Source organism: Dactylosporangium sp. NPDC051541, assembly GCF_044454505.1.
Taxonomy (GTDB): domain Bacteria; phylum Actinomycetota; class Actinomycetes; order Mycobacteriales; family Micromonosporaceae; genus Dactylosporangium.
The window spans coordinates 152,612-173,186 of record NZ_JBITDU010000005.1; the positions used below are offsets into that span (position 1 = coordinate 152,612).

Consider the following 20,575-nt stretch of genomic DNA (forward strand, 5'->3'; position numbering starts at 1 on the left):
ATGGACGGGGACGCATTGCGGCGGGCGGTGGCCAACGCGGCCGAGTTCTGGACCAGGATCGCCCGGGCCCGCGGCTACACGACGGAGACCGGCGACGGCTGGCTGGCGATCGTGGGCGACGAGCGGTACGGCACCCGCACCCTGACCCTGGGGGCCGCCGGGACGGTCCCGGTCCGGCCGGGACGCGTCGTGGTCGAGGACGCGTTCGGCGCGCTCGACCTGACAACGGCGGGCCTGGCCGAACGACAACTGCCGATCATGATTCGGTACCCCCACGAGCCCGCCGACCCGCCCCGCGTCCCCGTGCGCCGCGTGAGCACGCCGCCGGAGCTGCGCACCGTGGAGCGGCTCGTGGTCGAGGACTTCGCGTTGGAGGCCTTCCAGCCGTACCAGTGCGGCATCGTCTTTCCGGACCGGCTCCTCGACGACTTCGAGTTCTACCTGGCCGAGCTCGACGGGGAGCCGGTCGGGGCGAGCGTCGCGGTGCCCCAGCCGGAGGCCGTCGGCGTCTACTGGGTGACCACCGGCACCCGGTTCCGCTCGCGGGGCGTCGGCCGCTCGCTCATGCACGCCCTGCTGCGCCGCTTCGACGACCGCCCCATGACCCTGACGGCGTCGAAGCTGGGCCGGCCCCTGTACGAGTCGCTGGGCTTCGAGCACGTCACCCAGTCCACGTGGTGGGTCCGCTAACGGCCGATGACCCAGTCGGGGTGCAAGGCCGCGAACTCGCCGAGGCGGTCGTCGCGGGCGGCGGTGAACAGCTCGGCCGTGGTGGCGTCGAGGTTCTCGTAGTCGCGGCCGTCGCGCTGCTCGATGTGGAACTGCCCGGCGTTGGTCCGCAGCAGGGTCAGGTCGGACGGGCCGATCGCGCGGAGGCGGACGATCCAGTCGGTGACGGAGGCGCCGTTGCCGTCGAAGGTCAGGGAGTCGCCGACGGCGGTGACGGCCCGGTTGAGGGCGAGCGGGTTGGCGAGGACCCCGGCCGACGTGACCTGCTCGGCGAGGGCCCGCAGGAGCTGCTGCTGGTGGCGCTGGCGGCCGTAGTCGCCGTCGGGGATCAGTTCGCGCTGCCGGACGTAGTCGAGGGCTTCCCAGCCGGCGAAGTGCCGGCAGCCGACGTGGTAGACCTGTGCCCGTACCCCCGGAATCCTCTCGGGCCGGAACGACGGCGGGATCAGCCGGTAGGGCGGGGTTTCCCGGCCTTTGGCGTCCCACCCGATGTGCACCGAGGTCGTCTCCTCGTCGACGCACAGCTCGACCCCGCCGACGGCGTCGACGACCTTGCGCAGGCCCGCGAAGTCGATGATCGCACCGGCGTCGAAGACCAGCCCGGTGAGCTGCTGGACGGTCCGGGCGAGGAGCTCGAACCCGCCGAACGCGTACGCCGCGTTGAGTTTGTCGGTCCCGTGCCCGGGGATCGCGACCCGGGTGTCACGGGGCAGCGACACCAGGAACGCCCGGTCGTCGGCCTCGGTCACGTGCACGACGATCACCGTGTCGGCCCGCGCGGACGCCCGGTCCTCCCCGGGCCGCGCGTCGAGCCCGACGAGCAGGATGTTGCGCCCCGGCTCCGCGTCGAGCGCCCGCCGCACGTCGGCGCTGGGCCCGCCCAGGGGCTGGCCCGGCAGCCGCGGCGCGCTCTGGATGTCGATCTGGCGGGGCTCCCCGGCCCGGTCCCGCCCGGTGTCGCCGAGCAGGTCGGCGTTCTCCACCGCGCCGACATAGTGCTGCCAGGTCAGGGTCCCGCCGAGCGCGACCGAGAGCACGACGGCGGCCGTGACGAGCCACGCCTTCACACCGGCCCCATCGGCGGCGCCGCGCCCCGGTTGAGGGCAATCGCTAGCCTCGGCCGGGTGGAGATGTTCGCGGGTCCGGTCCGCACCATCCGCGCCGACACCCGCCGGGCCGCGGGCGAGCTGCGGGCCCTGCGCGAGTCGAGCCGGCGGGCGGAGCTGGCCCGGGTCGGGGCCGTGCTGCGGGCCCGGCAGGCGCGGTGGGCCCGGGTCCGGGCCGCGGCCGCCGGCGGGGTCCTGGCCCGCCCGGACGTGTGGGCGGGCCTGCGGCGGCTGTCGTGGCGGGCCGCGCAGCCGGACCGGCTCTTCGATCGGCTGCTGGTGGTCTGCGGGGTGCCGATGGCCGCCGCGATGTTCGGGGGGCCGGCGGTCGTGCTGACCCGGGCCGGGGTGCATCCGATGGAGCAGGTCGCGCTCATCGCCGTGGGCACGGCGGCCGGCTTCCTGCCCTATCCGCTGATGTGGCGGCGGCTCGGCGGCTGGTACCTGCTCGTCATGCTCACCCTGACCGGCGCGCTCGCGGCCGTGGTGCCGTTCCCGCTGTTCCCGGTGATGTTCGTGCAGTGGGCCGTGTTCACTGTCGTGTTCCTGCTGATCATGGCGGCGTATGCGCTGCTGCATCGGGGGCCGGCGGCGGAGGTCGCGGCGGCCGAGTGGCTCGGGTGGCTGCTCAACGCGCTGAACACCCGGGACCTGCGGCGGGCGGCCGACCGGCGGGCGGTGGCCCGTGGGCTCGAGCGGCTGGCCGTGATCTTCGAGTCCGGTTTCGCCCGGGCGCTCAGGACATCCGACGCCGAGGCCGGCGCCGAGATCCGGGGCCGGCTGCGGCGGATCGCGGCCGGCATCCGGGCCCAGCAGGTGGCGATCGCGCTGCCGGACGCCGGGACCGTCGCCGGCTCCGCCGGCAGCTGCTGGCCTGCGCCGGTGCCGTCGCCACCGGGCGGCTCGGCAGCCTCGCCGGGGTCGTCGACGCCGAGCCGCGGCCGGTGCGGCGGCGGGTCCTGGCCGGGCTGGCGTTCCTGCGGTCGGTCGCCGTCGCGCTGGTGCCGGGGGCCGCGATCCTCATCCTGCACGTTCAGGGGCTGCTGCCCTGGGACGAGCTCGGGCGCGGGGCCGCCGCCGCGGCCGCCGTGTGGGCCGTCGCGGTGCTGCTCATGGCCCTGGACCCGCAGTTCGGGCTGCAGGTCCAGGCGGTGCGGGAGCTCCTCGCCGCGATCCGGGGCAAGGGCTGAGCGGCGTCAGTTGCCGGCGCTCTCGTAGCGGCGCAGGCCCCGGTTGAAGATCCAGGCGGCCATGAGCACGGCGTAGGCCGCGACCGCCGGGGTGAGCAGGCCGATCCAGGCCTGGCCGGTGTCGAGCAGGAACGCGACCGGGAAGAAGCTCACGAACGCGAACGGCACGGCGAAGCCCAGCGCCGCCCGCAGCGCCCACGGGTAGACGCTCAGCGGGAAGCGGGCCAGGTCACCGGCCTGGTGGACGGCGAACGCGAACAGGGGGCTGGGGCTCTGCATCCAGAACGCGGCCGCGTTCGTGGCCAGGTTGACCGCGACCTTGACCGCGATCGCGGACAGCAGGATCCCCAGGGCCAGCCCGACGCGCAGCGGCGTCCACGGCACCGGCAGGTGGGCCACGGCGAAGCCGAGCATGAGCCCGCCGCTGACGATGTTGGACAGGCCGTTGATGCCGATGTTGGAGGCGCTGACCTGCAGGACCACCGGGTAGGGGCGGACCAGCTTGTAGTCGATCTCGCCCTGGTTGATCTGCCAGCTGAGGTTCCACATGCCCTCGAAGAACAGGGAGCCGACACCCTCGGCCACGGCGACCATGCCGAACATCGCCACCACCGCCCAGAACGTCCAGCCGTTGATGGCCGGGACCTTCGCGAAGATGGCGGACAGGAACGCCACGTTGACGGCCTGCATGATGACGGTACCGGCCATCACGACCCAGAAGTCGCCCTCGTACTCCAGCAGCGAGCGCAGGTGCGCGCCGAGGAGCCGCACATAGAGCCGCATGATTCGCATTCGTCTATCCCCCGTGTACCGTGAGCCGGCGCAGCGCGCGGCTGAAGAGGGCGCGGGCGGCGTACCAGAGCAGGATCACCCAGCCCAGCTGCACCGCGACGAGCAGCAGGGCGTGCCCGCCCGACGCGCGGCCGATGAAGATCAGGGCCGGCGTCGACGTGAGCCCGGCGAACGGCGACCACTGGGCGGCGGTGGCGAGCCAGCCGGGGAAGTACGCCAGCGGCACGAGGGCCCCGGACAGCAGGCCGGTGATCGCCTGGCGGGCCCACAGGACCCCAACGTCGTTCTGCGTCCAGAAACAGGCGAGCGTGGAGAAGTACACCACGATGAATTTCAAGGGAATGAGCAGGACCATGCTCGTCACGAACAGGGCCAGCTCGGGTCCCGCGGGCAGGGCCGGCGGGCCGCTGAACGCGATCGACACCGCGGCCACCAGCGCGACGACGGCGATCTCGATCCAGACGCCGCCGATCGCCTCCCACAGCCGGGCCCGCTGGTAGTCGACCGGCTTGACCAGGTCCAGGGCGACCAGCCCGGACTTGATCCGCCAGGACATGCGGAAGTCGACGAACGAGCCGACCAGCGCCCCGGAGGCGAACGCGACCAGCAGGTAGCTGCGCATCTGCGGCCAGTCGAACCCGCCGACCGGCGTCCCGCCGCCGAGCAGCACCTTCCAGACCGCGAGCAGGGCGATGAGCTGGAACGCGATGCCGCCGATGGACAGCAGGAAGCTGCCCCGGTAGGCGAGCGCGCTCAACGCGGCCGCGCGGGCGTGCGCGGTGTACGGCCTGAGCCGGTTCATGCGGTGTCCAGTTGGAGCTCGCCGGAGTACACCCGCCGGATGACGTCCTCGATGGACGGCTCGTCGACGTGGAAGTCGACGAGGTTCGTCAGCGGCGCCAGGGCCGTCACCGCCTGCCCGGCGGTCATCGTGAACCGGTCGAAGCGGACCGCGAACTGCAGCGGTGTCTCCCCGGGCTCGACGGTGGCCCCGGGCAGGGCCGCCTGCAGTGTTTCCAGTGGTACCGCCGACTCGGCCTCGACGTTGAGGATCCGCTCGCGCGCGAACTCGTCCTTCACCGCCTCGAGATCGCCGTCGAAGATGATCCGGCCCGAGTCGATGATGACCAGGCGGCGGCAGAAGCCTTCGATGTCGCCGAGGTCGTGGCTGGTCAGCATGACCGTGGTGCCGGCGTCGCGGACGGTCCGGAAGAACTCCCGGACCCGGTCCTTCACGGCCAGGTCGAGGCCGATGGTGGGCTCGTCGAGGTACACGACCGGCGGCGCGTGCAGCAGCGCGGCCGCGAGGTCGGCCCGCATCCGCTGCCCGAGCGACAGTTTGCGCCCGAGGACGGGCAGCACCTCGCCGAGTTCGAGGACCTCGTCGAAGCGCTCCAGCCGGCGGCGGAACGTGGCGTGGTCGATGCCGTACACGTCGCGCAGCACGGCGAGGGACTCGGAGACCGGCAGGTCCCACCACAGCTGCGTGCGCTGCCCGAACAGGACCCCGATGCGGTGCGCGACCGCCATCCGGTCCTTGCGCGGCGACAGCCCGTCGATGCGGACCTCGCCGGACGTCGGCACCAGGATGCCGCTGAGCAGCTTCACGGTCGTCGACTTGCCGGCCCCGTTGGGCCCGACGTAGGCGACCGCCTCCCCCGCCTCGATCGACAGGTCGACGTGGTCGACCGCCACCTTGTCGGTGAACTGCCTGGTGAAGAGATGTTTGACGGCCCCCCGCAGGCCCGGATCCTTTTCCGGCCGGCGGAAGACCTTGGTCAGCTGGGTTGCTTCCACGAGTGCCATCGATACCGACCCTAGTGGATCTTTTTTCAGCACTCGAACTAATTACATTCCGTCCGACCTCGCTAGCCGTTCGCCCAGTGCCAGGCCGAGCGGAAGCCCTCGTTCGCGCTCGGATAGAAGTACTCCCACGGCAGGACCCCGGCCCGGTGCGGCATGAGCTCGGCGAACCACGCCCTCGCCGCGGCCTTGCGCCCGGCCAGCACATAGGCGAGTGTCAGCCAGCTGCGGCAGGCCGGCACCCGCCCGTAGCGGCGCCGCGGGCCGGCCGCGAACCGGTGCGCGCACGCGTCGACCTCGGCGAGGACGTCGGGCCGGCGGAAGTAGCCCTGGACCGCCCGCAGCGTCGCCGGGGTGCGCAGGTCCCAGCTGAACTCCCGCATCGCGTACTCGAAATGGGCGAACACCGGCACGACGTGCGCACTCGCCCCGGCCGGCGCCCCGTCGTGCGCCATCCGCGCGGCCGCGAACATCCGCGCGTGCGAACCGTGCCACTTCTGGCACAGGTACGTCACCGCCGTCAGGTGCAGGTCGAAGTTGTACCGGTCCCGGCGCAGCCCCTCGCCCATCGCCACGCCGAACGCGTCACCGGCACTGGACCCGACCATCGAGCCGACCAGGTCCGTCCAGGGCACCGGATCGTCGGGGGCGAGCGCGATCGCCCGGCGGCTCGCCTCCTGCGCCGCCGCCTTCAGATCGTGGAACGCCGCGAACCGCGCCGCGCTGGTCTTCGCGGCCGTCGCCCCGCCCCGGGCGTTCCCGGCCCGGGTCAGCAGCTGCGCGGCGAACAGGACCGCCGCGTCCGCGTTGCCCGGCTCCGCGGTCATCCACGCGACCAGCCACCCGTCGTCCTCGGCCGCCTCGTCCGCGAGCACCGCGAACCGCCGCCCCCGGATCTCATGCTGCCCGCGCGCCGCCGCGAGAATGTCCCGCCCGGCCCGCCACTCGCGATGCTCGCGCACCAGATCCCGCGCGTGGCGCAGCTCCAGGTCGTCGAACGCCACGTCGGTGTCGAAGACGGGTCCGTCGAGCCCGCGGCCGAAGTGTCGTCCCAGCACGCCCGCGATCATAGGGTGGTAGCAGCGGGGCCACGATCAGGAGCCCGTTTCGGCGGTACCGTCAGTGCCGTGAGCGAGCTCGGGTTGTTCCTGCGCACTCGTCGCGCCGCGGTACTCCCGGCCGACGTGGGTCTGCCGACGGGCCCGCGGCGCCGCACCCCGGGCCTGCGCCGCTCCGAACTGGCCGCCCTGGCCGGCGTGAGCGTCGAATACGTGACCCGCCTGGAACAGGGCCGCGACCGCCACCCCTCCCCGCAGGTCCTGTCGTCGCTGGCGGACGCCCTGCGCCTGTCGACGGCGGAACGGGTGCACCTGCACCGCCTGACCAAGGCCGCCGACCCCGGCTTCACCTGCCGCCCGGCCGGCTCCGAACCTCCGACCTCGATCCGCCCGCCGGTCCTCGCGCTGCTGACCCGCCTGGAGCCAACCCCCGCGGCCATCCTCAACCGCCCGGGCGACGTGGTAGCCCGCACGAAGGCGTTCGAAGCGTTGGTGGGCCCACTGGGCCTGCTGGACGCCCCGGTCCCGAACCTGGTCCGCTACGTCCTGTCCGACCCGCGAGCCAAAGCCGCCTTCCCCGACTGGCCCAGAATGGCGGACGACCAGGTGGCAGCCTTGAAACAGGGCCCCTTCCGCGCCGACCCGGCCGCAGCGGCATTGGCCGACGAACTGACGGTGACCGCGGGCGAGGCGTTCACCGCGAGGGTCAACTCCATCCCAGGCCTGCCGAGAGCGACCGGCATCGTGCGACTGACCCACCCGTCGGCAGGCCCCCTGCGACTGTCCTTCGAAACCCTGGATCTGCCCGCCGACGACGACCAACGCCTCCTCGTCTACCTGCCGGCCGACCCGGCCACGGAGACGGCCCTGGCCCGCCTGACAACCCCGCCCCCACAACCCTTGCGACTGGTCGCGGGCTGACACTCCTACGCGCGCCTCGTGCGGGCGGCCAGTCGCGCGCGGCGGCCAGTCGCTGCAGATCGGCGAGGTGCGAGCGACCCAGCCGCGCCCGGGCGGAATCGGCGCGGATCTGCGGGCGACCCGATTGGGCCCGGACGTGTCGGCGCGGATTGTGAGGGGGTGCGGGTGGAGGCGAAGCCTCCCCTGCCGCGAGCTTGCGAGCCATGAAACAGTCACTGATACTGATTGTTCACTGGCGGAATGTTTGACGCCGCAGCTATGTTGTAGGGCGCGTAGGTCGGGAGAGTCCGGGCCCAGCTGGTGAAGGTGGCGTTCGTGATGCAGTTCGGTGTGTTCACTGTCGGTGACGTTACGCAGGACCCTACGAACGGGCGGGTGCCGAGCGACGCTGAGCGGGTCAAGGCCATGACCACGATCGCGCTCAAGGCCGAAGAGGTCGGGCTCGACGTGTTCGCCCTGGGTGAGCACCACAATCCGCCGTTCGTGCCCTCGTCGCCGACCACCATGCTGGGGTGGATCGCGGCCAGGACGCAGAGGCTGCTGCTGTCCACGGCCACCACGCTCATCACCACCAACGACCCGGTGAAGATCGCGGAGGACTACGCGATGCTCCAGCATCTCGCCGACGGGCGCGTCGATCTCATGATGGGGCGGGGCAACACCGGGCCCGTGTACCCGTGGTTCGGGCAGGACATCCGCAACGGGATCAACCTCGCGGTCGAGAACTACGCCCTCCTGCGCCGGCTGTGGCGCGAGGACGTCGTCGACTGGGAGGGGAACTTCCGCACCCCGCTGCAAGGGTTCACGGCCACGCCGCGGCCGCTGGACGGGGTGCCGCCGTTCGTCTGGCACGGGTCGATCCGCAGCCCGGAGATCGCCGAGCAGGCCGCCTACTACGGCGACGGGTTCTTCGCCAACCACATCTTCTGGCCCAAGGAGCACACCCAGCGCATGGTCGAACTGTACCGGCGCCGCTTCGAGCACTACGGGCACGGCTCGGCCGACCAGGCCATCGTCGGGCTCGGCGGGCAGGTGTTCATGCGCAGGAACTCGCAGGACGCGAAGCGGGAGTTCCGGCCCTACTTCGACAACGCGCCGGTGTACGGGCACGGGCCGTCGATGGAGGACTTCACCGCGCAGACGCCGCTGACCGTCGGCTCGCCGCAGGAGGTCATCGACCGCACGCTCGGGTTCCGCGAGTACGTCGGGGACTACCAGCGGCAGCTGTTCCTCCTCGACCACGCCGGGCTGCCGCTGAAGACGGTGCTCGAGCAGCTCGACATCCTCGGCGAGGAGGTCGTGCCGGTGCTGCGCAAGGAGTTCGCGATCGGCCGGCCCGTGCACGTGCCGGACGCCCCCACCCACGAGTCGCTCAAAGCGGCCGCGGAGAAGGTAGACGCATAACCATGAGCTCGATCGTCGCGATCACCGCGGGGCTGAGCCAGCCGTCGTCGACCCGGCTGCTGGCGGACCGGCTCAGCGCCGCGGTGGCCGAAAACCTGCCAGCGAGCACCAAGACCTACGAGCTGCGCGACGTCGCGCACGACATCACCGATCACCTGCTGACCGGCTTCCCGCCGCCGCGGCTCAAGGAGGTCGTCGACGCGGTCGCCGGGGCCGACGGCCTGGTGGCCGTGTCGCCGATCTTCAACGCGTCCTACAGCGGCCTGTTCAAGTCCTTCTTCGACGTCCTCGACGAGGACGTGCTGCGCGGCAAGCCGGTCCTGCTCGGCGCGACCGGTGGGACGGCCCGGCACTCCCTGGCGCTGGAGCACGCGCTGCGGCCGATGTTCGTGTACCTGCGCGCCGTGGTCGCGCCGACCGCGGTCTTCGCGGCGACCGACGACTGGGCGGCCGGCGGGGCGGACACCCTGCACGACCGCGTCGCGCGGGCCGGGGCCGAGCTGGCGGCCCTCATCACGAACACACAGCCGGTGAAGGCCAGGGACCCGTTCGAGCTCACGACGTCGTTCGAGGACCTGCTGAAGCGCTCATGATCCAGACCGGGAGGTCGTCGACGTGGAGCTCCTCGACGACCTCGAAGCCGGCCGTGCGGTACACCTGGACGTTCTTGGGGTTCGAGGTTTCGAGGTAGGCGGGCAGCCCGTCGGCCGCCGCGCGCCGCAGGCCGGCGGCCATGACGGTGCGGCCGAGCCGGCGGCCCCAGTGCTCGGGGTGCACGGCGACGACCCCGAGGTACCAGTGCGGCGTCCTCGGCAGTTTCGTGTGCACGATCGACTGGTAGCGGCCGAAGCGCCCGCTCTGCGGGGCGTGCTCCACACCGTTGCCGCCGGGTGCGCGGGGCGGGTCCCACATGGCGACGGCCGCGCCGGCGTCGGCGACCCACACGGAGCCGTGGCCGACCCGGGAGTCGAACAGGGCGCCGAACATCGTCGCGGCCTCGGCGTCGTACTGCTCGCCCGGCAGGAACCAGCGCAGCGCCGGGTCGGCGGCGAACGCGGCGACGACGGTGGCCACGACCGCGGCCCGATCGTCCGGGGTGGCGACGGTGACGTGTGTCTCAGGCATGCGTTGTTCCACTTTCGACAGGTACGCGTCGATGGCGTCGCGGTTGCGGCTCAGGCAGGCGATCCGGGCGTCCATGCGCTCCCGCTCGTGGCGCAGCAGCGCGACGACCTCGGGCCCGGCATCGGAGATCGTGATGCTACAGGGGTTGTCGAGGCACGGCAGCACGTTTTTGATCAGCCGGGTCGGCAGCCCCGACTCGAGCAGCCCGCGGATCTGCTGGACCCGGTCGACGAGGTGCTCGCCGTAGTCGCGGTAGCCGTTGGCCCGCCGGTCGGGGGTGAGCAGGCCCTGCTCCTCGTAGTACCGCAGCAGGCGCGCGGGCGTCCCGGTGCGGGCGGACAGCTCGCCGATGCGCATGTGACGTGCCTCCCAGCCGTTGGACCTTCACACTAGTGAGAGGGTCAGACCATGGCGAGCATGATGCTCGCCGTGCTGGCGGCGGCCCAGTTCCTGCTGGCCCTCGACTACTCGATCGTGTACGTCGCGCTGCCCGTCATCGCCCGTGACCTGGGCCTGTCGCTGGGGGCCGCGCAGTGGGTGGTGAGCGCCTACGCGGTGCCGTTCGCGGGGCTGCTGATCTTCGGCGGGCGGCTCGCGGACCGGTTCGGGGCGGGGCGGGTGTTCCTGGCCGCGATGCTGCTGTTCGGCCTGTCGTGTGTGACGGCCGGGCTGGCTTCCAGCGGCCCGGTCCTGCTCGGGGCGCGCGCGGTCCAGGGTCTGGCCGGGGCGCTGCTGCAGCCGGCGATCCTGGGCCTGATCGGCGCCAAGTTCGAGGCGGGTCCGGCGCGGACGCGGGCCCTGTCGGTGTGGGGCGCGGTCGGGGCGTCCGGTCTGGCGGCCGGCGTGGTGCTCGGAGGCCTGCTGACGCTGTACAGCTGGCGCTGGACCTTCTTCGTGAATGTCCCCGTCACCGCCGGTTGCGCGGCCGGTGCGGCCGTGTGGCTGCGGACCACGACAAAAGCCGATGCGGCGGGGGTACCGCTCACACGAACGCTCATCGCCACGGCGACCACGATCGCCCTGGCGCTGGGCCTCACCCTCGGCAACGTCCCGCTCACAGCGGTCGCGGTCCTGCTCGGCACCGCACTGATCAGGCCGGTGGTCAGGCTGCGGCCGCGGTCGCTGCGGACCGGATCACTCGCCGCGGCGCTGTACATGGCCAGCGTCGGCTCCGAGTTCTACGTGGTCACACTGATGCTGCAGAACCGCGACGGCTATCAGCCCCTCGAGGCCGGCCTCGCGTTCCTGCCCCTGGCCGTGCTCGTCACCGTCGGCAGTTCGCTGACCGAGCGCCTGGTGCGGCGTTTCGGCCTGACTCCGACCCTCGCCGGCGGGTTCGCGACCGCCGCGCTGGGCCTCGGCCTGCTGGCCGCCACCGCACGTGGAACATACGTCATCGGCGTGCTGCCGGGGCTGCTCATCAGCGGGGCCGCGCACGGGGTGATCTACACGGCGATGTTCGTGCTCGGCGGCCGGGACGTGCCGGCCGAGCGGCAGTCGTCGGCCGGGGCGACGATGACCACCGCGCAGTACCTGGCCGGCGCGGTCGCCGTGGCCGTGCTCACCCTGCCGCTGCGCGACGACCGGTACGGGCTCGCGTTCGGCCTCACCGCCGCCGCGGCCGCCGCCGGAGCCGTGGTGGCGCTCAGTGGTAGCCGTACCGGTGGCGCAGCGGCACGGTGACGGCGCCGCACAGGTAGCGGTGGCGCGACGCCATGCCGGTGGTCCACTCGTCGTCGAGGCGCAGCGCCACCGGGCCGGTGTGGAAGCGCATCGGGTTGCCGGAGACCTGGTGGGTGCGGGGCACGAAGACCTCGCCGCGGTCACCGACGGGCAGCGCGGCCGCCGGGACGCCGCTCAGTCGCGTGATGGCGGCCAGGGTGCCGGCCGGGTCGGCGATCAGGTCCTCGTAGCGGAAGCGCAGGTAGGGCCGGTCGGAGCGGGTCGCGATGCGCTCGGTGGCGAGGTTCCAGGCCGACCAGTACAGGGCGGTGAAGCCGGGGTGCATCCGCGGCATCTGGGCGTCGCCGGGGGCGTCGGGGTCGGCGCGGTGGCGCTGCCACGAGTAGGCGACCGCGCGCGGGTCCCGCACGATGTGCGCGACCCGCACGTCCAGGCCGGGGCGCTGGAGCAGGGCGGTGAGGTACGACGGGAACTTCGACGAGTCGACGACCACCTCGGCCCCGCTGACCAGGGCGACCGCCCGGTACAGCCGTTCGAGGGTCGCGTAGTACCAGCGCATCTGGCCGGCGTCCGACGCGCTGGTGGGCTTGAGCAGCAGGCCGGGCAGGTGCCGGGTGCGAAACCGGCGGGAGGCGGCGTCGAGGGCCTGCGCGGTCGCGTCGTCGGGCAGCCCGCCGAACGTCTCGCCGAGGACGTCGACCCAGAACTGGCAGGAGCGCAGCGGGGTGCCGCAGCTGCAGCGCCGGTTCTGCAGGAGGCCGCGCTCCCAGAGGAACTTGATCTCACCGACCCCGACCAGGCCCGGGACCTGGTCGAGCAGGCGTTCGGCGAGGGTACTGCCGCTGCGTCCCCACCCGGCCAGGTAGAGCACTCGGGTCGTCGAACTCGGGTCGCTGTGCACCTTGGCCTAACGGTCGACATGTCCGGTTAGTTACTGAAATATGCAGGTCCGGGGCGACCGAGGACACATGTGTTCTGCACCGTTCGACGTGGTGGTGGACCATCGGGTGGGCGGATGATCGAAACTCCCGTCGATGTGAGGAGGCGGTCATATGGCAGCTCTGCCGGATGAGACGCTGACCCGGGCCGTGGTGTTCGCCGTCGCCCTGGTGGCGCTGTTCGTCGGCCACAACCTCGGCGACCACGTGTTTCAGACCGACCGGCAGGCCGGGCTCAAGGCCGGCCCGGGCCTGACCGCCTGGCGGGCCATGGCCGGTCACCTCATCGGGTATCACGTCACGGTCACGGTGGTGCTGCTGCTCACCGCGGCGGTGCTGCGGCTGCCGCTCTCCCCGCTCGGCGTCGTCGCCGGCCTGGTGTTCTCGGCCGTCACCCACGGCCTGCTCGACCGGCGGTGGCCGGTGCGGGCGATCCTGACCGCGACCCGGTCGCCGGAGTTCGCGAAGACCCAGTCGCCGGTCTGCGGCATGTACGTCGCCGACCAGGCGCTGCACCAGTTGTTCCTGCTCATCGCCGCGTTGCTGATCGCCGCGATCTGAGGTGCAGCGGCCGGGCGGGTTCATGCGTGACATGGACATGCCGGAGCCGCCCTTCACCGAGTTCTACGGCGCGCACTTCCAGCGCATCGCCGTGCAGCTCTACGCCTACCTCGGCGACCACGCCGAGGCGCAGGACCTCGCCCAGGAGGCGTTCTGCCGGGCCCTGGAGCAGTGGCCCCGGATCTCGGGGTACTCCGACCCGGCGGGCTGGGTCCGCCGCGTCGCCTGGAACCTGGCGACGAGCCGCCTGCGCCGGCTGCGGACCGCGATCGGGTTCCTGGCCCGCCAGCGTGAGCAGCACGTCGACGGGCCGACCCCGGACCGGGTCGTGCTCGTCGCCGCCCTCGCCGAGCTGCCCGCGGCCCAGCGGCGCGCCCTCGTGCTCCATCATCTCGGCCAGCTCGGGGTGGCCGAGATCGCCGAGCAGGAGGGTGTCGCCGAGGGCACCGTCCGCTCCTGGCTCACCCGCGGCCGCGCCAAGCTGGCCGCCCGGCTCACCGTGGAGGTGTGGCATGCCTGACACGGCGGTCGAGGACGAGTTCGCGCGGTTCGAGGCGGCCTACTCGGGCACGTTCCGGCCGGTGCCGGTCGAGGCGATGCCCCGCTGGCGGCGGCACCGGCGGCGGGGGGCGCTGTGGCTGGGCGGGCTGGCCGCGGCGGTCGCCGCGGCGCTGTCGGTGAACGCGCTGCAGCCGGGGGCCGGGGGTGAGCGGCCGCTGTGGACGGACCGGGTGGTGCACCTGGACGGGGCCCGCGGCGACCTGCAGGTCCGCTTCGCCGACCGGCAGCACGGCTGGGCCGTGGCCAGCGACTGCGGGACGGACAACGTCTGCGCCAACGTCGTCGGCCGCAGCACCGACGGCGGGCGGACGTGGACCCGGGTGGACGTGGCCGGGCTGCCGGACCGGGGCCGGCCGGTGCTGGCGGTACGGGGACCGGACTCGATCGTGTTCGGGGTGACGAGCCCGGTCGAGGACCTGTGGGAGTCGACCGACGGCGCCCGGACGTTCCACCGGCCCACCGGCGACGTCGAGGGCATCTTCCTGACGCTCCCGCCCGACACCCTGACCGGGGCCGGTCACACGGCGTGGAGGGTCGTGCGGGAGGGCCTGGACACCTACGCGTCGTACTCCGCGGACGGCGGCACGACCTGGAGCGTGCTGCGGCCGGCCCTGGGCACCGGGGCCACCCTGCGCCTGTCCCCCGACGGCCGGGACGCCTGGGCGTTCGCCGGCAACCCGACCCGGGTGTGGCGCCTGCGGCCCGACGGCGCCTACGAGGAGCCGAATTTCCCGATCACGGCGACCCCGGGCGCGATCGGGACGCTCGACAACGGCGGGCTGCTGACCATGGTTCCCGGCCGGGGACAGGGCATCTGGCGGGACGGGCAGTTCACCCTGCTGCCGGAGCCGCTGCGGGACGCCGAGCTCGCGGTCGCCCTGCCCGACGGCGCCATCTCCGTGGCCCTGCACGGTTCGCTGATCGTCGGGGGTGAGGACGGGGGCTGGGTCCGCTACGTCACAAGTTGATCACGCAGCGTGTAGTCAGACGGTAACCATTTGTTCAACTTGAGCGTTCGCCGAAGCGCTGATCCCGAGGTAGCGTCGGCTCCCATGGCGACCTTGCAGAACCTCCGCAGGGCCGACCACGACGCGGTCATCGCCGATCTGGAGCAGGCCGAGGGCTATATAGCATCGATCTGCTTCAAGACCGGCCCACCCGCGGCGGTCGGTGTCGAACTCGAGTTCACCGTGCACCACCGTGACGATCCGGCCGCCGTGCTGGATCGTGACCGGCTCTGTCAGGCCCTCGGCGACCACGCGCCGCCGGCCCTGCGGGCCGACTCCCCGGCCCTGCCCCTGCGCCACGGCAGCGCCGTCACCCTCGAACCAGGCGGCCAGGTCGAGCTCTCCAGCCGCCCCCACCCGTCGCTGACCGCCCTGCACGAGGCCGTCAGCGCCGAGCTCCAGCAGCTCACCGCCCTGCTGGCCCGCACCGGGCTGGTCCTGGGCGACACCGGAGCCGACCCGCACCGCGCACCGCGGCGACTGCTCCACACTCCCCGCTACGACGCCATGGAGGCGGCCTTCAGCCGCCGCGGCGACGCCGGAACGATCATGATGTGCTCGACGGCCGGTCTGCAGGTCTGCCTCGACCCCGGCCCCGCCGGCGAGCTCCCCGCGCGCTGGGCCGCGGTCCACGCGCTGGGGCCGCCGCTCATGGCGCTGTTCGCCAACTCGGGCCGGTTCGCCGGGGCCGGGACCGGCTGGGCCTCGGCCCGGCAGCGGGCCTGGCACGGCATCGACCCGTCCCGCACCCGGGCCGCCCCCACGGGCACCGACCCGGCCACGGACTGGACCGCCTACGCCCTGGACGCCGAGGTGCTGTGCGTGCGCCGCGACGACGGGGCCTGGGCCACCCCGGCCGGGGTGACGTTCGCGGACTGGGTCGGCGGCGCCCTCGGCCGGCGGCCGACCTACGCCGACCTCGACTACCACCTCAGCACCCTGTTCCCGCCGGTCCGGCCGCGCGGCTACCTGGAGATCCGCTACCTCGACACCCAGCCCGGGCGGCACTGGTTCGCGCCCGCCGCGCTGCTGACCGTGCTGCTCGACGACGCCGCCACCGTGGCCCGGGTCCTCGAGCTGTGCGCGCCGGCGGCCGGGCGCTGGGTGGAGGCGGCCCGCGACGGGCTGGCCGACCCGGTCCTGGCCGGGGCCGCCCGGGCCGTGCGCGCGCTGGCCTTCGACCGGCTGGCCCGGCTGGACCTGCCGCCGCACCTGCTCGCCGACGTCGTCGAAGGGAGTACACGCAATGACTGACCTGCGGGAACGTGTCGCGCGGGAGCTGTTGAGGACCCGGGAGCGTTCGACGGTACTGACGGAGGCCGTCGACGACGGTGACCTGATCCGGCAGCACTCGCCACTGATGTCGCCGCTCGTGTGGGATCTGGCGCACATCGGCAACCAGGAGGAGCTGTGGCTGGTCCGCGACGTCGGCGGGCGTGAGCCGGTCCGGGCCGACATCGACCACCTCTACGACGCCTTCAAGCACGCCCGCAAGGACCGGCCGGCGCTGCCGCTGCTCAACCCGAAAGAGGCCCGGGCCTACGTGGCGACCGTCCGCGACAAGGCCCTCGACGTCCTGGAGCGGGTACACCTCGAAGGCGACCGGCTCACCGAGCACGCCTTCGCGTTCGGCATGATCGTGCAGCACGAGCAGCAGCACGACGAGACGATGCTCGCCACACACCAGCTGCGCACCGGCGACCCCGTGCTGTCCGCGGCCCCGCCGCCGCCGTCCACAGTGGACGTGAGCGGGGAGGTGCTCGTCCCGGGCGGGCCGTTCACCATGGGCACCTCGACCGAGGCCTGGGCCCTGGACAACGAGCGGCCCGCGCATCAGGTCGACGTGCCGGCGTTCCGCATCGACCGGGCGCCGGTGACGAACGCGCGATATGCGGAGTTTCTGGACGCCACCGGGGCGAACCCGCCGCTGCACTGGAGCCGGGACCCGGGCGGGTGGCTGGCCACGGAGTTCGGGCGGACCGCGCCGATCGTGCCCGATGCGCCCGTCGTGCACGTGTCGTTCCACGAGGCCGAGGCCTACGCGCAGTGGGCCGGGCGGCGGCTGCCGACCGAGGCCGAGTGGGAGAAGGCGGCCCGGTGGGACCCGGCGACGGGGCGGTCGCGGCGATACCCGTGGGGCGACGACGACCCCGCCCCGCACCACGCCAACCTGGGCCAGCGCCACCTCGCCCCGGCCCCCGTCGGCGCCTACCCGGCCGGCGCGTCGCCGCTCGGCGTGCACCAGCTGATCGGCGACGTGTGGGAGTGGGTCGACAGCGACCTGCGCCCCTACCCGGGCTTCGCCGCGTTCCCGTACCGCGAATACTCCGAGGTGTTCTTCGGCCCCGACTACAAGATCCTGCGCGGCGGCTCGTTCGGGACCGACGCGGCCGCCTGCCGCGGCACGTTCCGCAACTGGGACTACCCGATCCGCCGGCAGATCTTCAGCGGCTTCCGCACGGCCCGCGACGCAACACCTGCGGAGCTCGCTTAGTGTGCCGGCACCTCGCCTACCTGGGCCCGCCGATCCGGTTGGCGGACCTGCTGTTCACGCCGCCGCACTCCCTGGAGCGCCAGTCCTGGGCGCCACAGGACATGCGCGGCGGCGGGACGATCAACGCCGACGGCTTCGGTGTCGGCTGGTTGCAGGACCAGACGCCGCTGGTGTACCGCCGCAGCGTCGCACTGTGGACCGACGCGGCCCTGCCGCAGCTCGCCGCCGCGACCCGGTCCGGGGCCGTCCTGGCCGCCGTACGCTCGGCGACCGTCGGCATGCCCGTCGTCGAGACGGCCGCCGCGCCCTTTTGTGAGGGTCGCTGGCTGTTCTCCCACAACGGCAAGGTCACCGGCTGGCCCGACAGTGTGACCGCGCTCGCCGCCGGACTGCCGGTCCGGGACCTGCTCACCCTCGACGCCCCGACCGACAGCGCCCTGCTGTGGGCGCTGGTGCGGGCCCGCCTGCGGGCCGGGGCGGCGCCGCCCGACGCCCTGGGCGCGGTGGTGGCCGCGGTGCGGGCGGCCGCGCCCGGCTCCCGGCTCAACCTGCTGCTCACCGACGGCGACACGATCGCCGCGACGACGGTGGGCCACTCGCTGTCCTACCTGGCCACCGGCGACGGCGCGGTGCTCGTCGCCTCCGAGCCGCTGTCCCCCGACCCCGCCTGGAAGGCCGTCCCCGACCTGTCCCTGCTCGTCGCGGCCCCGTCGGCCGTGACGGTCATCGCACTGGAAGGCACAACCTCGTGACGCTGCCGGACATTGATCTCGAAATCCACCTGACCGACGCCGACCTGGCCGCCGGACTGCGGGCCGACGCCCGCGCCGGCCTCACCGCCACCCCGAAACAGCTGCCGCCGAAGTACTTCTACGACGCCCGCGGCAGCGAGCTGTTCGAGGAGATCACCCGCCTCCCCGAGTACTACCCGACCCGGGCCGAACGCGAGATCCTCGCCGCCCGGGCCGCCACCATCGCCCGCGTCACCGGCGCCAAGACCCTCGTCGAGCTCGGCTCCGGCTCCTCGGAGAAGACGCGGCTGCTCCTGGACGCCCTGCGCGAGCACGGCACCCTCGGCTCCTTCACCCCGCTCGACGTGTCCGAGTCGGCGCTGCGCGGCGCCCTGACCGACCTCCGCCGCGAGTACCCGGACCTGCACCTGCACGGCATCGTCGCCGACTTCGTGCACTCCCTGGACGTCATACCGGAGGCCGGCACGAGGCTCGTCGCGTTCCTGGGCGGCACCATCGGCAACTTCACCCCGGCCGAACGGGCCCCGTTCCTCGCGGCCCTGCGGTCCCAGCTGTCCCCCGGCGAGTTCCTGCTGCTGGGCGCCGACCTGGTGAAGAGCCCCGCGGTGCTGGTACCGGCCTACGACGACCGGGCCGGCGTGACCGCCGAGTTCAACCGCAACGTCCTGCACGTCCTCAACCGCGAACTGACCGCCCACTTCGACCCGACGCTGTTCGCCCACGTCGCCGTGTGGGACGAGACGAACGAGTGGATCGAGATGCGCCTGCGAGCACTGGCCCCGATGGAGGTGGCCGTGCGTGCTCTCGATCTCACCGTCACGTTTGCCGAAGGCGAAGAGCTGCGCACCGAGGTGTCAGCCAAGTTCCGCCGCGAGGGCCTGACCGCCGAACTGGCCGCCGCCGGCTTCGCCGTCCGCGACTGGTGGACCGATGAAGCCGACCGCTTCGCGCTGACCCTGGCCGCAGCCGTCTAGCCCCAACGCAGAGGATGTTCGGCGATATGTCGGGCGCTACGCGCCGCGCTGCGCTCGACATATCGGACATTTCGTATATGCGCGCTTCGCTGGCCATCGGCCTTAATCCGGATTTGTCACTTTTGTAGTTGCTTGTCGGTTTGGTGGTTGCTTGCTGCTTTTGTGAGGTTGGCTGACGGCCGGCTGCTGGTCCGGTTTCAGCGCCGCGTCAGGGCGTTCGGGCAAGGTATGGATCGGCGGACCACGCCACGATCAAGCCCCACACGCTCGCACCGAGAGGATGACCACGATGCGCAACCAATGGGCCGGACCGACCCGTTGACGACCCGGCCGAGCGGGCCTCAGCCGCCCGCTCGCCCTGCACATGCATTGCTCAACAGCGCGCCGCTCACTGGGTCGCGGTGCGGAGGTGGAGGCGCTGGGCGGCCGCGGCGGCATTGCGGCGCTGGCGGTCGGCGTCCGCGGCCAGCGCCGTGACGCCCTCGTCGCTGAGCCGGTAGTAGCGGCGGTGCCGGCCGTCGACGACCTCCGCGCCCTCCGGCTCCACGAGCCCCTCGGCGCTCAGCCGGTCGAGCGCCGCGTAGAGCGTCCCGGCCGGCAGGACGACCCGGCCGCCGGAGAGCTCGGAGACCTCCTGGATCACGGCGTACCCGTGCATGGGCCGCACCGCGAGCGCGGTCAGGATCAGGAACGTCGGCTCCCGCATCGGAGTCATACCGATCTTTATACGGCCATGTGCCGATATCAGGAGGCCCGGTGCCGAGCCCTTCCGGCGTACGGATTCACGACCTCGACCTGGCGCGGGCCCGGCTGTCGCGGGATGTGGCCGGTCGGCTGCGCCGCGTGCGCACCGGGCCGGTCGGCGGGCGCGTGGGCGCGGGCCTCGAGGTCGGGCCGCGGCGCGTACTGGCCGGCCCACGGGTCGGTGGAGTACGCGGGATAGGCGCCCGGCAGGTGCGGCTGGTACGACTGGCCGAACTGCCGCGCGGCCGGGTGCGGGCGCATCGCCGGGCGGACCGGACGCCGCAGCACGCTGCGCAGCGCGCCGATCGCGCCGATGACCAGCAGGGCGAACGGGGCCAGGAAGGCGAACAGGCTGACGTACACCATGCCGCCGAACATCAGGAACTTCGCCGCCGCCACCGAGATCGCGCCGCCGACGATGAGGGACACGACCTTGTACAGCGGGGAGTTCCCGGGCAGGAAAGCCGCCCCGAACACGGCCAGGCCCACGATGAGGTACACCATCGCCACCCGGTCCGCGCCGCCACCCAGCACGTTGAAAAGACCCTCGCTCACCGAACTCCTCCGCCACCTGCGAGCAACCGTTCCGCAACCACGGTAGGCGAGCGATCATGCGCGCACTGTCATGAGATCGGGCCGGGACCCGGCGCGACCGGAGGACAGCCCCGCGGCGGACGGAGGCGGATCCGACGCCGCAGGGGGTGATCCCGGTTGGCACAGTCTGAAATCTGTC

Annotated in this window: 22 protein-coding genes; 13 read left to right on the plus strand and 9 right to left on the minus strand. The window is 72.8% G+C overall.

Features of this window, described 5'->3' with window-relative positions:
* Positions 1-690: a GNAT family N-acetyltransferase gene (locus ACIA8L_RS24515; RefSeq protein ID WP_395908310.1), complete on the plus strand. Its 690-nt coding sequence runs from the start codon at positions 1-3 to the stop codon at positions 688-690.
* On the opposite strand, the gene ACIA8L_RS24520 is transcribed toward ACIA8L_RS24515, so the two are convergent.
* Positions 687-1,796, minus strand: a complete 1,110-nt coding sequence (locus tag ACIA8L_RS24520; protein WP_395908312.1) for an LCP family protein — start codon at positions 1,794-1,796, stop codon at positions 687-689. The two genes, ACIA8L_RS24515 and ACIA8L_RS24520, sit on opposite strands and share 4 nt — an antisense overlap.
* Before the next feature lie 57 nt (positions 1,797-1,853).
* Here ACIA8L_RS24520 and ACIA8L_RS24525 point away from each other — a divergent pair, with 57 nt between their 5' ends.
* Complete coding sequence (locus ACIA8L_RS24525) at positions 1,854-3,053, plus strand: hypothetical protein (protein ID WP_395908314.1); 1,200 nt, start codon at positions 1,854-1,856, stop codon at positions 3,051-3,053.
* Here the strand turns inward: ACIA8L_RS24525 and ACIA8L_RS24530 are convergent.
* The 4 genes from ACIA8L_RS24530 to ACIA8L_RS24545 form a co-directional block, all read right to left on the minus strand.
* Positions 3,032-3,817, minus strand: a complete 786-nt coding sequence (locus ACIA8L_RS24530) for an ABC transporter permease (RefSeq protein WP_395908317.1) — start codon at positions 3,815-3,817, stop codon at positions 3,032-3,034. The two genes, ACIA8L_RS24525 and ACIA8L_RS24530, sit on opposite strands and share 22 nt — an antisense overlap.
* Before the next feature lie 4 nt (positions 3,818-3,821).
* A complete protein-coding gene (locus ACIA8L_RS24535; protein WP_395908319.1) occupies positions 3,822-4,619 on the minus strand; it encodes an ABC transporter permease in 798 nt (265 codons plus the stop codon).
* On the minus strand, positions 4,616-5,623 hold the full coding sequence (locus ACIA8L_RS24540) for an ATP-binding cassette domain-containing protein (RefSeq protein ID WP_395908321.1): 1,008 nt from the start codon (positions 5,621-5,623) through the stop codon (positions 4,616-4,618). The genes ACIA8L_RS24535 and ACIA8L_RS24540 overlap by 4 nt, the downstream gene beginning before the upstream one ends.
* A 62-nt stretch (positions 5,624-5,685) precedes the next feature.
* Positions 5,686-6,678, minus strand: coding sequence for a hypothetical protein (locus ACIA8L_RS24545; RefSeq protein ID WP_395908323.1), 993 nt, complete (start codon positions 6,676-6,678; stop codon positions 5,686-5,688).
* Between the two features lie 69 nt (positions 6,679-6,747).
* Between ACIA8L_RS24545 and ACIA8L_RS24550 the strand changes: the two genes are divergently transcribed.
* From ACIA8L_RS24550 to ACIA8L_RS24560, 3 genes are all read left to right on the plus strand, one after another.
* Positions 6,748-7,599 carry a helix-turn-helix domain-containing protein gene (locus ACIA8L_RS24550; protein WP_395908325.1) on the plus strand — a complete coding sequence of 284 codons (852 nt, stop codon included), beginning with the start codon at positions 6,748-6,750 and terminating at the stop codon, positions 7,597-7,599.
* A 318-nt stretch (positions 7,600-7,917) separates the two neighbouring features.
* Positions 7,918-9,003, plus strand: a complete 1,086-nt coding sequence (locus tag ACIA8L_RS24555; RefSeq protein WP_395909038.1) for an LLM class flavin-dependent oxidoreductase — start codon at positions 7,918-7,920, stop codon at positions 9,001-9,003.
* On the plus strand, positions 9,000-9,596 hold the full coding sequence (locus tag ACIA8L_RS24560) for an FMN reductase (RefSeq protein WP_395909040.1): 597 nt from the start codon (positions 9,000-9,002) through the stop codon (positions 9,594-9,596). The genes ACIA8L_RS24555 and ACIA8L_RS24560 overlap by 4 nt, the downstream gene beginning before the upstream one ends.
* Here ACIA8L_RS24560 and ACIA8L_RS24565 read toward each other — a convergent pair.
* A complete protein-coding gene (locus ACIA8L_RS24565) occupies positions 9,559-10,485 on the minus strand; it encodes a GNAT family N-acetyltransferase (protein WP_395908327.1) in 927 nt (308 codons plus the stop codon). The genes ACIA8L_RS24560 and ACIA8L_RS24565 overlap by 38 nt on opposite strands.
* 51 nt (positions 10,486-10,536) lie before the next feature.
* Between ACIA8L_RS24565 and ACIA8L_RS24570 the strand changes: the two genes are divergently transcribed.
* Complete coding sequence (locus ACIA8L_RS24570; protein ID WP_395908329.1) at positions 10,537-11,811, plus strand: MFS transporter; 1,275 nt, start codon at positions 10,537-10,539, stop codon at positions 11,809-11,811.
* Here the strand turns inward: ACIA8L_RS24570 and ACIA8L_RS24575 are convergent.
* Entirely contained in the window at positions 11,774-12,712 is a 939-nt protein-coding gene (locus ACIA8L_RS24575; RefSeq protein ID WP_395908331.1) for a sulfotransferase, read from the minus strand. The genes ACIA8L_RS24570 and ACIA8L_RS24575 overlap by 38 nt on opposite strands.
* Positions 12,713-12,863: 151 nt before the next feature.
* On the opposite strand from ACIA8L_RS24575, the gene ACIA8L_RS24580 reads away from it, so the two are divergent.
* The 7 genes from ACIA8L_RS24580 to egtD all read left to right on the plus strand — a co-directional run bounded on the left by ACIA8L_RS24580 (position 12,864) and on the right by egtD (position 19,098).
* Positions 12,864-13,310 carry a DUF3307 domain-containing protein gene (locus ACIA8L_RS24580; RefSeq protein ID WP_395908333.1) on the plus strand — a complete coding sequence of 149 codons (447 nt, stop codon included), beginning with the start codon at positions 12,864-12,866 and terminating at the stop codon, positions 13,308-13,310.
* Positions 13,311-13,341: 31 nt separating this feature from the next.
* Positions 13,342-13,830 carry an RNA polymerase sigma factor gene (locus ACIA8L_RS24585; RefSeq protein ID WP_395908335.1) on the plus strand — a complete coding sequence of 163 codons (489 nt, stop codon included), beginning with the start codon at positions 13,342-13,344 and terminating at the stop codon, positions 13,828-13,830.
* Positions 13,823-14,839, plus strand: a complete 1,017-nt coding sequence (locus ACIA8L_RS24590; RefSeq protein WP_395908337.1) for a hypothetical protein — start codon at positions 13,823-13,825, stop codon at positions 14,837-14,839. The genes ACIA8L_RS24585 and ACIA8L_RS24590 overlap by 8 nt, the downstream gene beginning before the upstream one ends.
* An 84-nt stretch (positions 14,840-14,923) precedes the next feature.
* Positions 14,924-16,132: an ergothioneine biosynthesis glutamate--cysteine ligase EgtA gene (gene egtA / locus ACIA8L_RS24595; protein WP_395908339.1), complete on the plus strand. Its 1,209-nt coding sequence runs from the start codon at positions 14,924-14,926 to the stop codon at positions 16,130-16,132.
* Positions 16,125-17,372, plus strand: coding sequence for an ergothioneine biosynthesis protein EgtB (locus ACIA8L_RS24600; protein WP_395908341.1), 1,248 nt, complete (start codon positions 16,125-16,127; stop codon positions 17,370-17,372). The genes egtA and ACIA8L_RS24600 overlap by 8 nt, the downstream gene beginning before the upstream one ends.
* A complete protein-coding gene (egtC, locus tag ACIA8L_RS24605) occupies positions 17,372-18,124 on the plus strand; it encodes an ergothioneine biosynthesis protein EgtC (protein WP_395908343.1) in 753 nt (250 codons plus the stop codon). Before ACIA8L_RS24600 ends, egtC begins: the two co-directional genes overlap by 1 nt.
* 2 nt (positions 18,125-18,126) lie before the next feature.
* Positions 18,127-19,098: an L-histidine N(alpha)-methyltransferase gene (egtD, locus tag ACIA8L_RS24610; RefSeq protein WP_395909042.1), complete on the plus strand. Its 972-nt coding sequence runs from the start codon at positions 18,127-18,129 to the stop codon at positions 19,096-19,098.
* A gap of 388 nt (positions 19,099-19,486) precedes the next feature.
* On the opposite strand, the gene ACIA8L_RS24615 is transcribed toward egtD, so the two are convergent.
* The gene (locus ACIA8L_RS24615; RefSeq protein WP_395908345.1) at positions 19,487-19,813 is read right to left on the minus strand and encodes a PadR family transcriptional regulator; all 327 of its coding nucleotides are present in this window, start codon (positions 19,811-19,813) and stop codon (positions 19,487-19,489) included.
* A gap of 29 nt (positions 19,814-19,842) precedes the next feature.
* A complete protein-coding gene (locus tag ACIA8L_RS24620; RefSeq protein WP_395908347.1) occupies positions 19,843-20,397 on the minus strand; it encodes a hypothetical protein in 555 nt (184 codons plus the stop codon).
* Between the last annotated feature and the right edge of the window lie 178 nt (positions 20,398-20,575).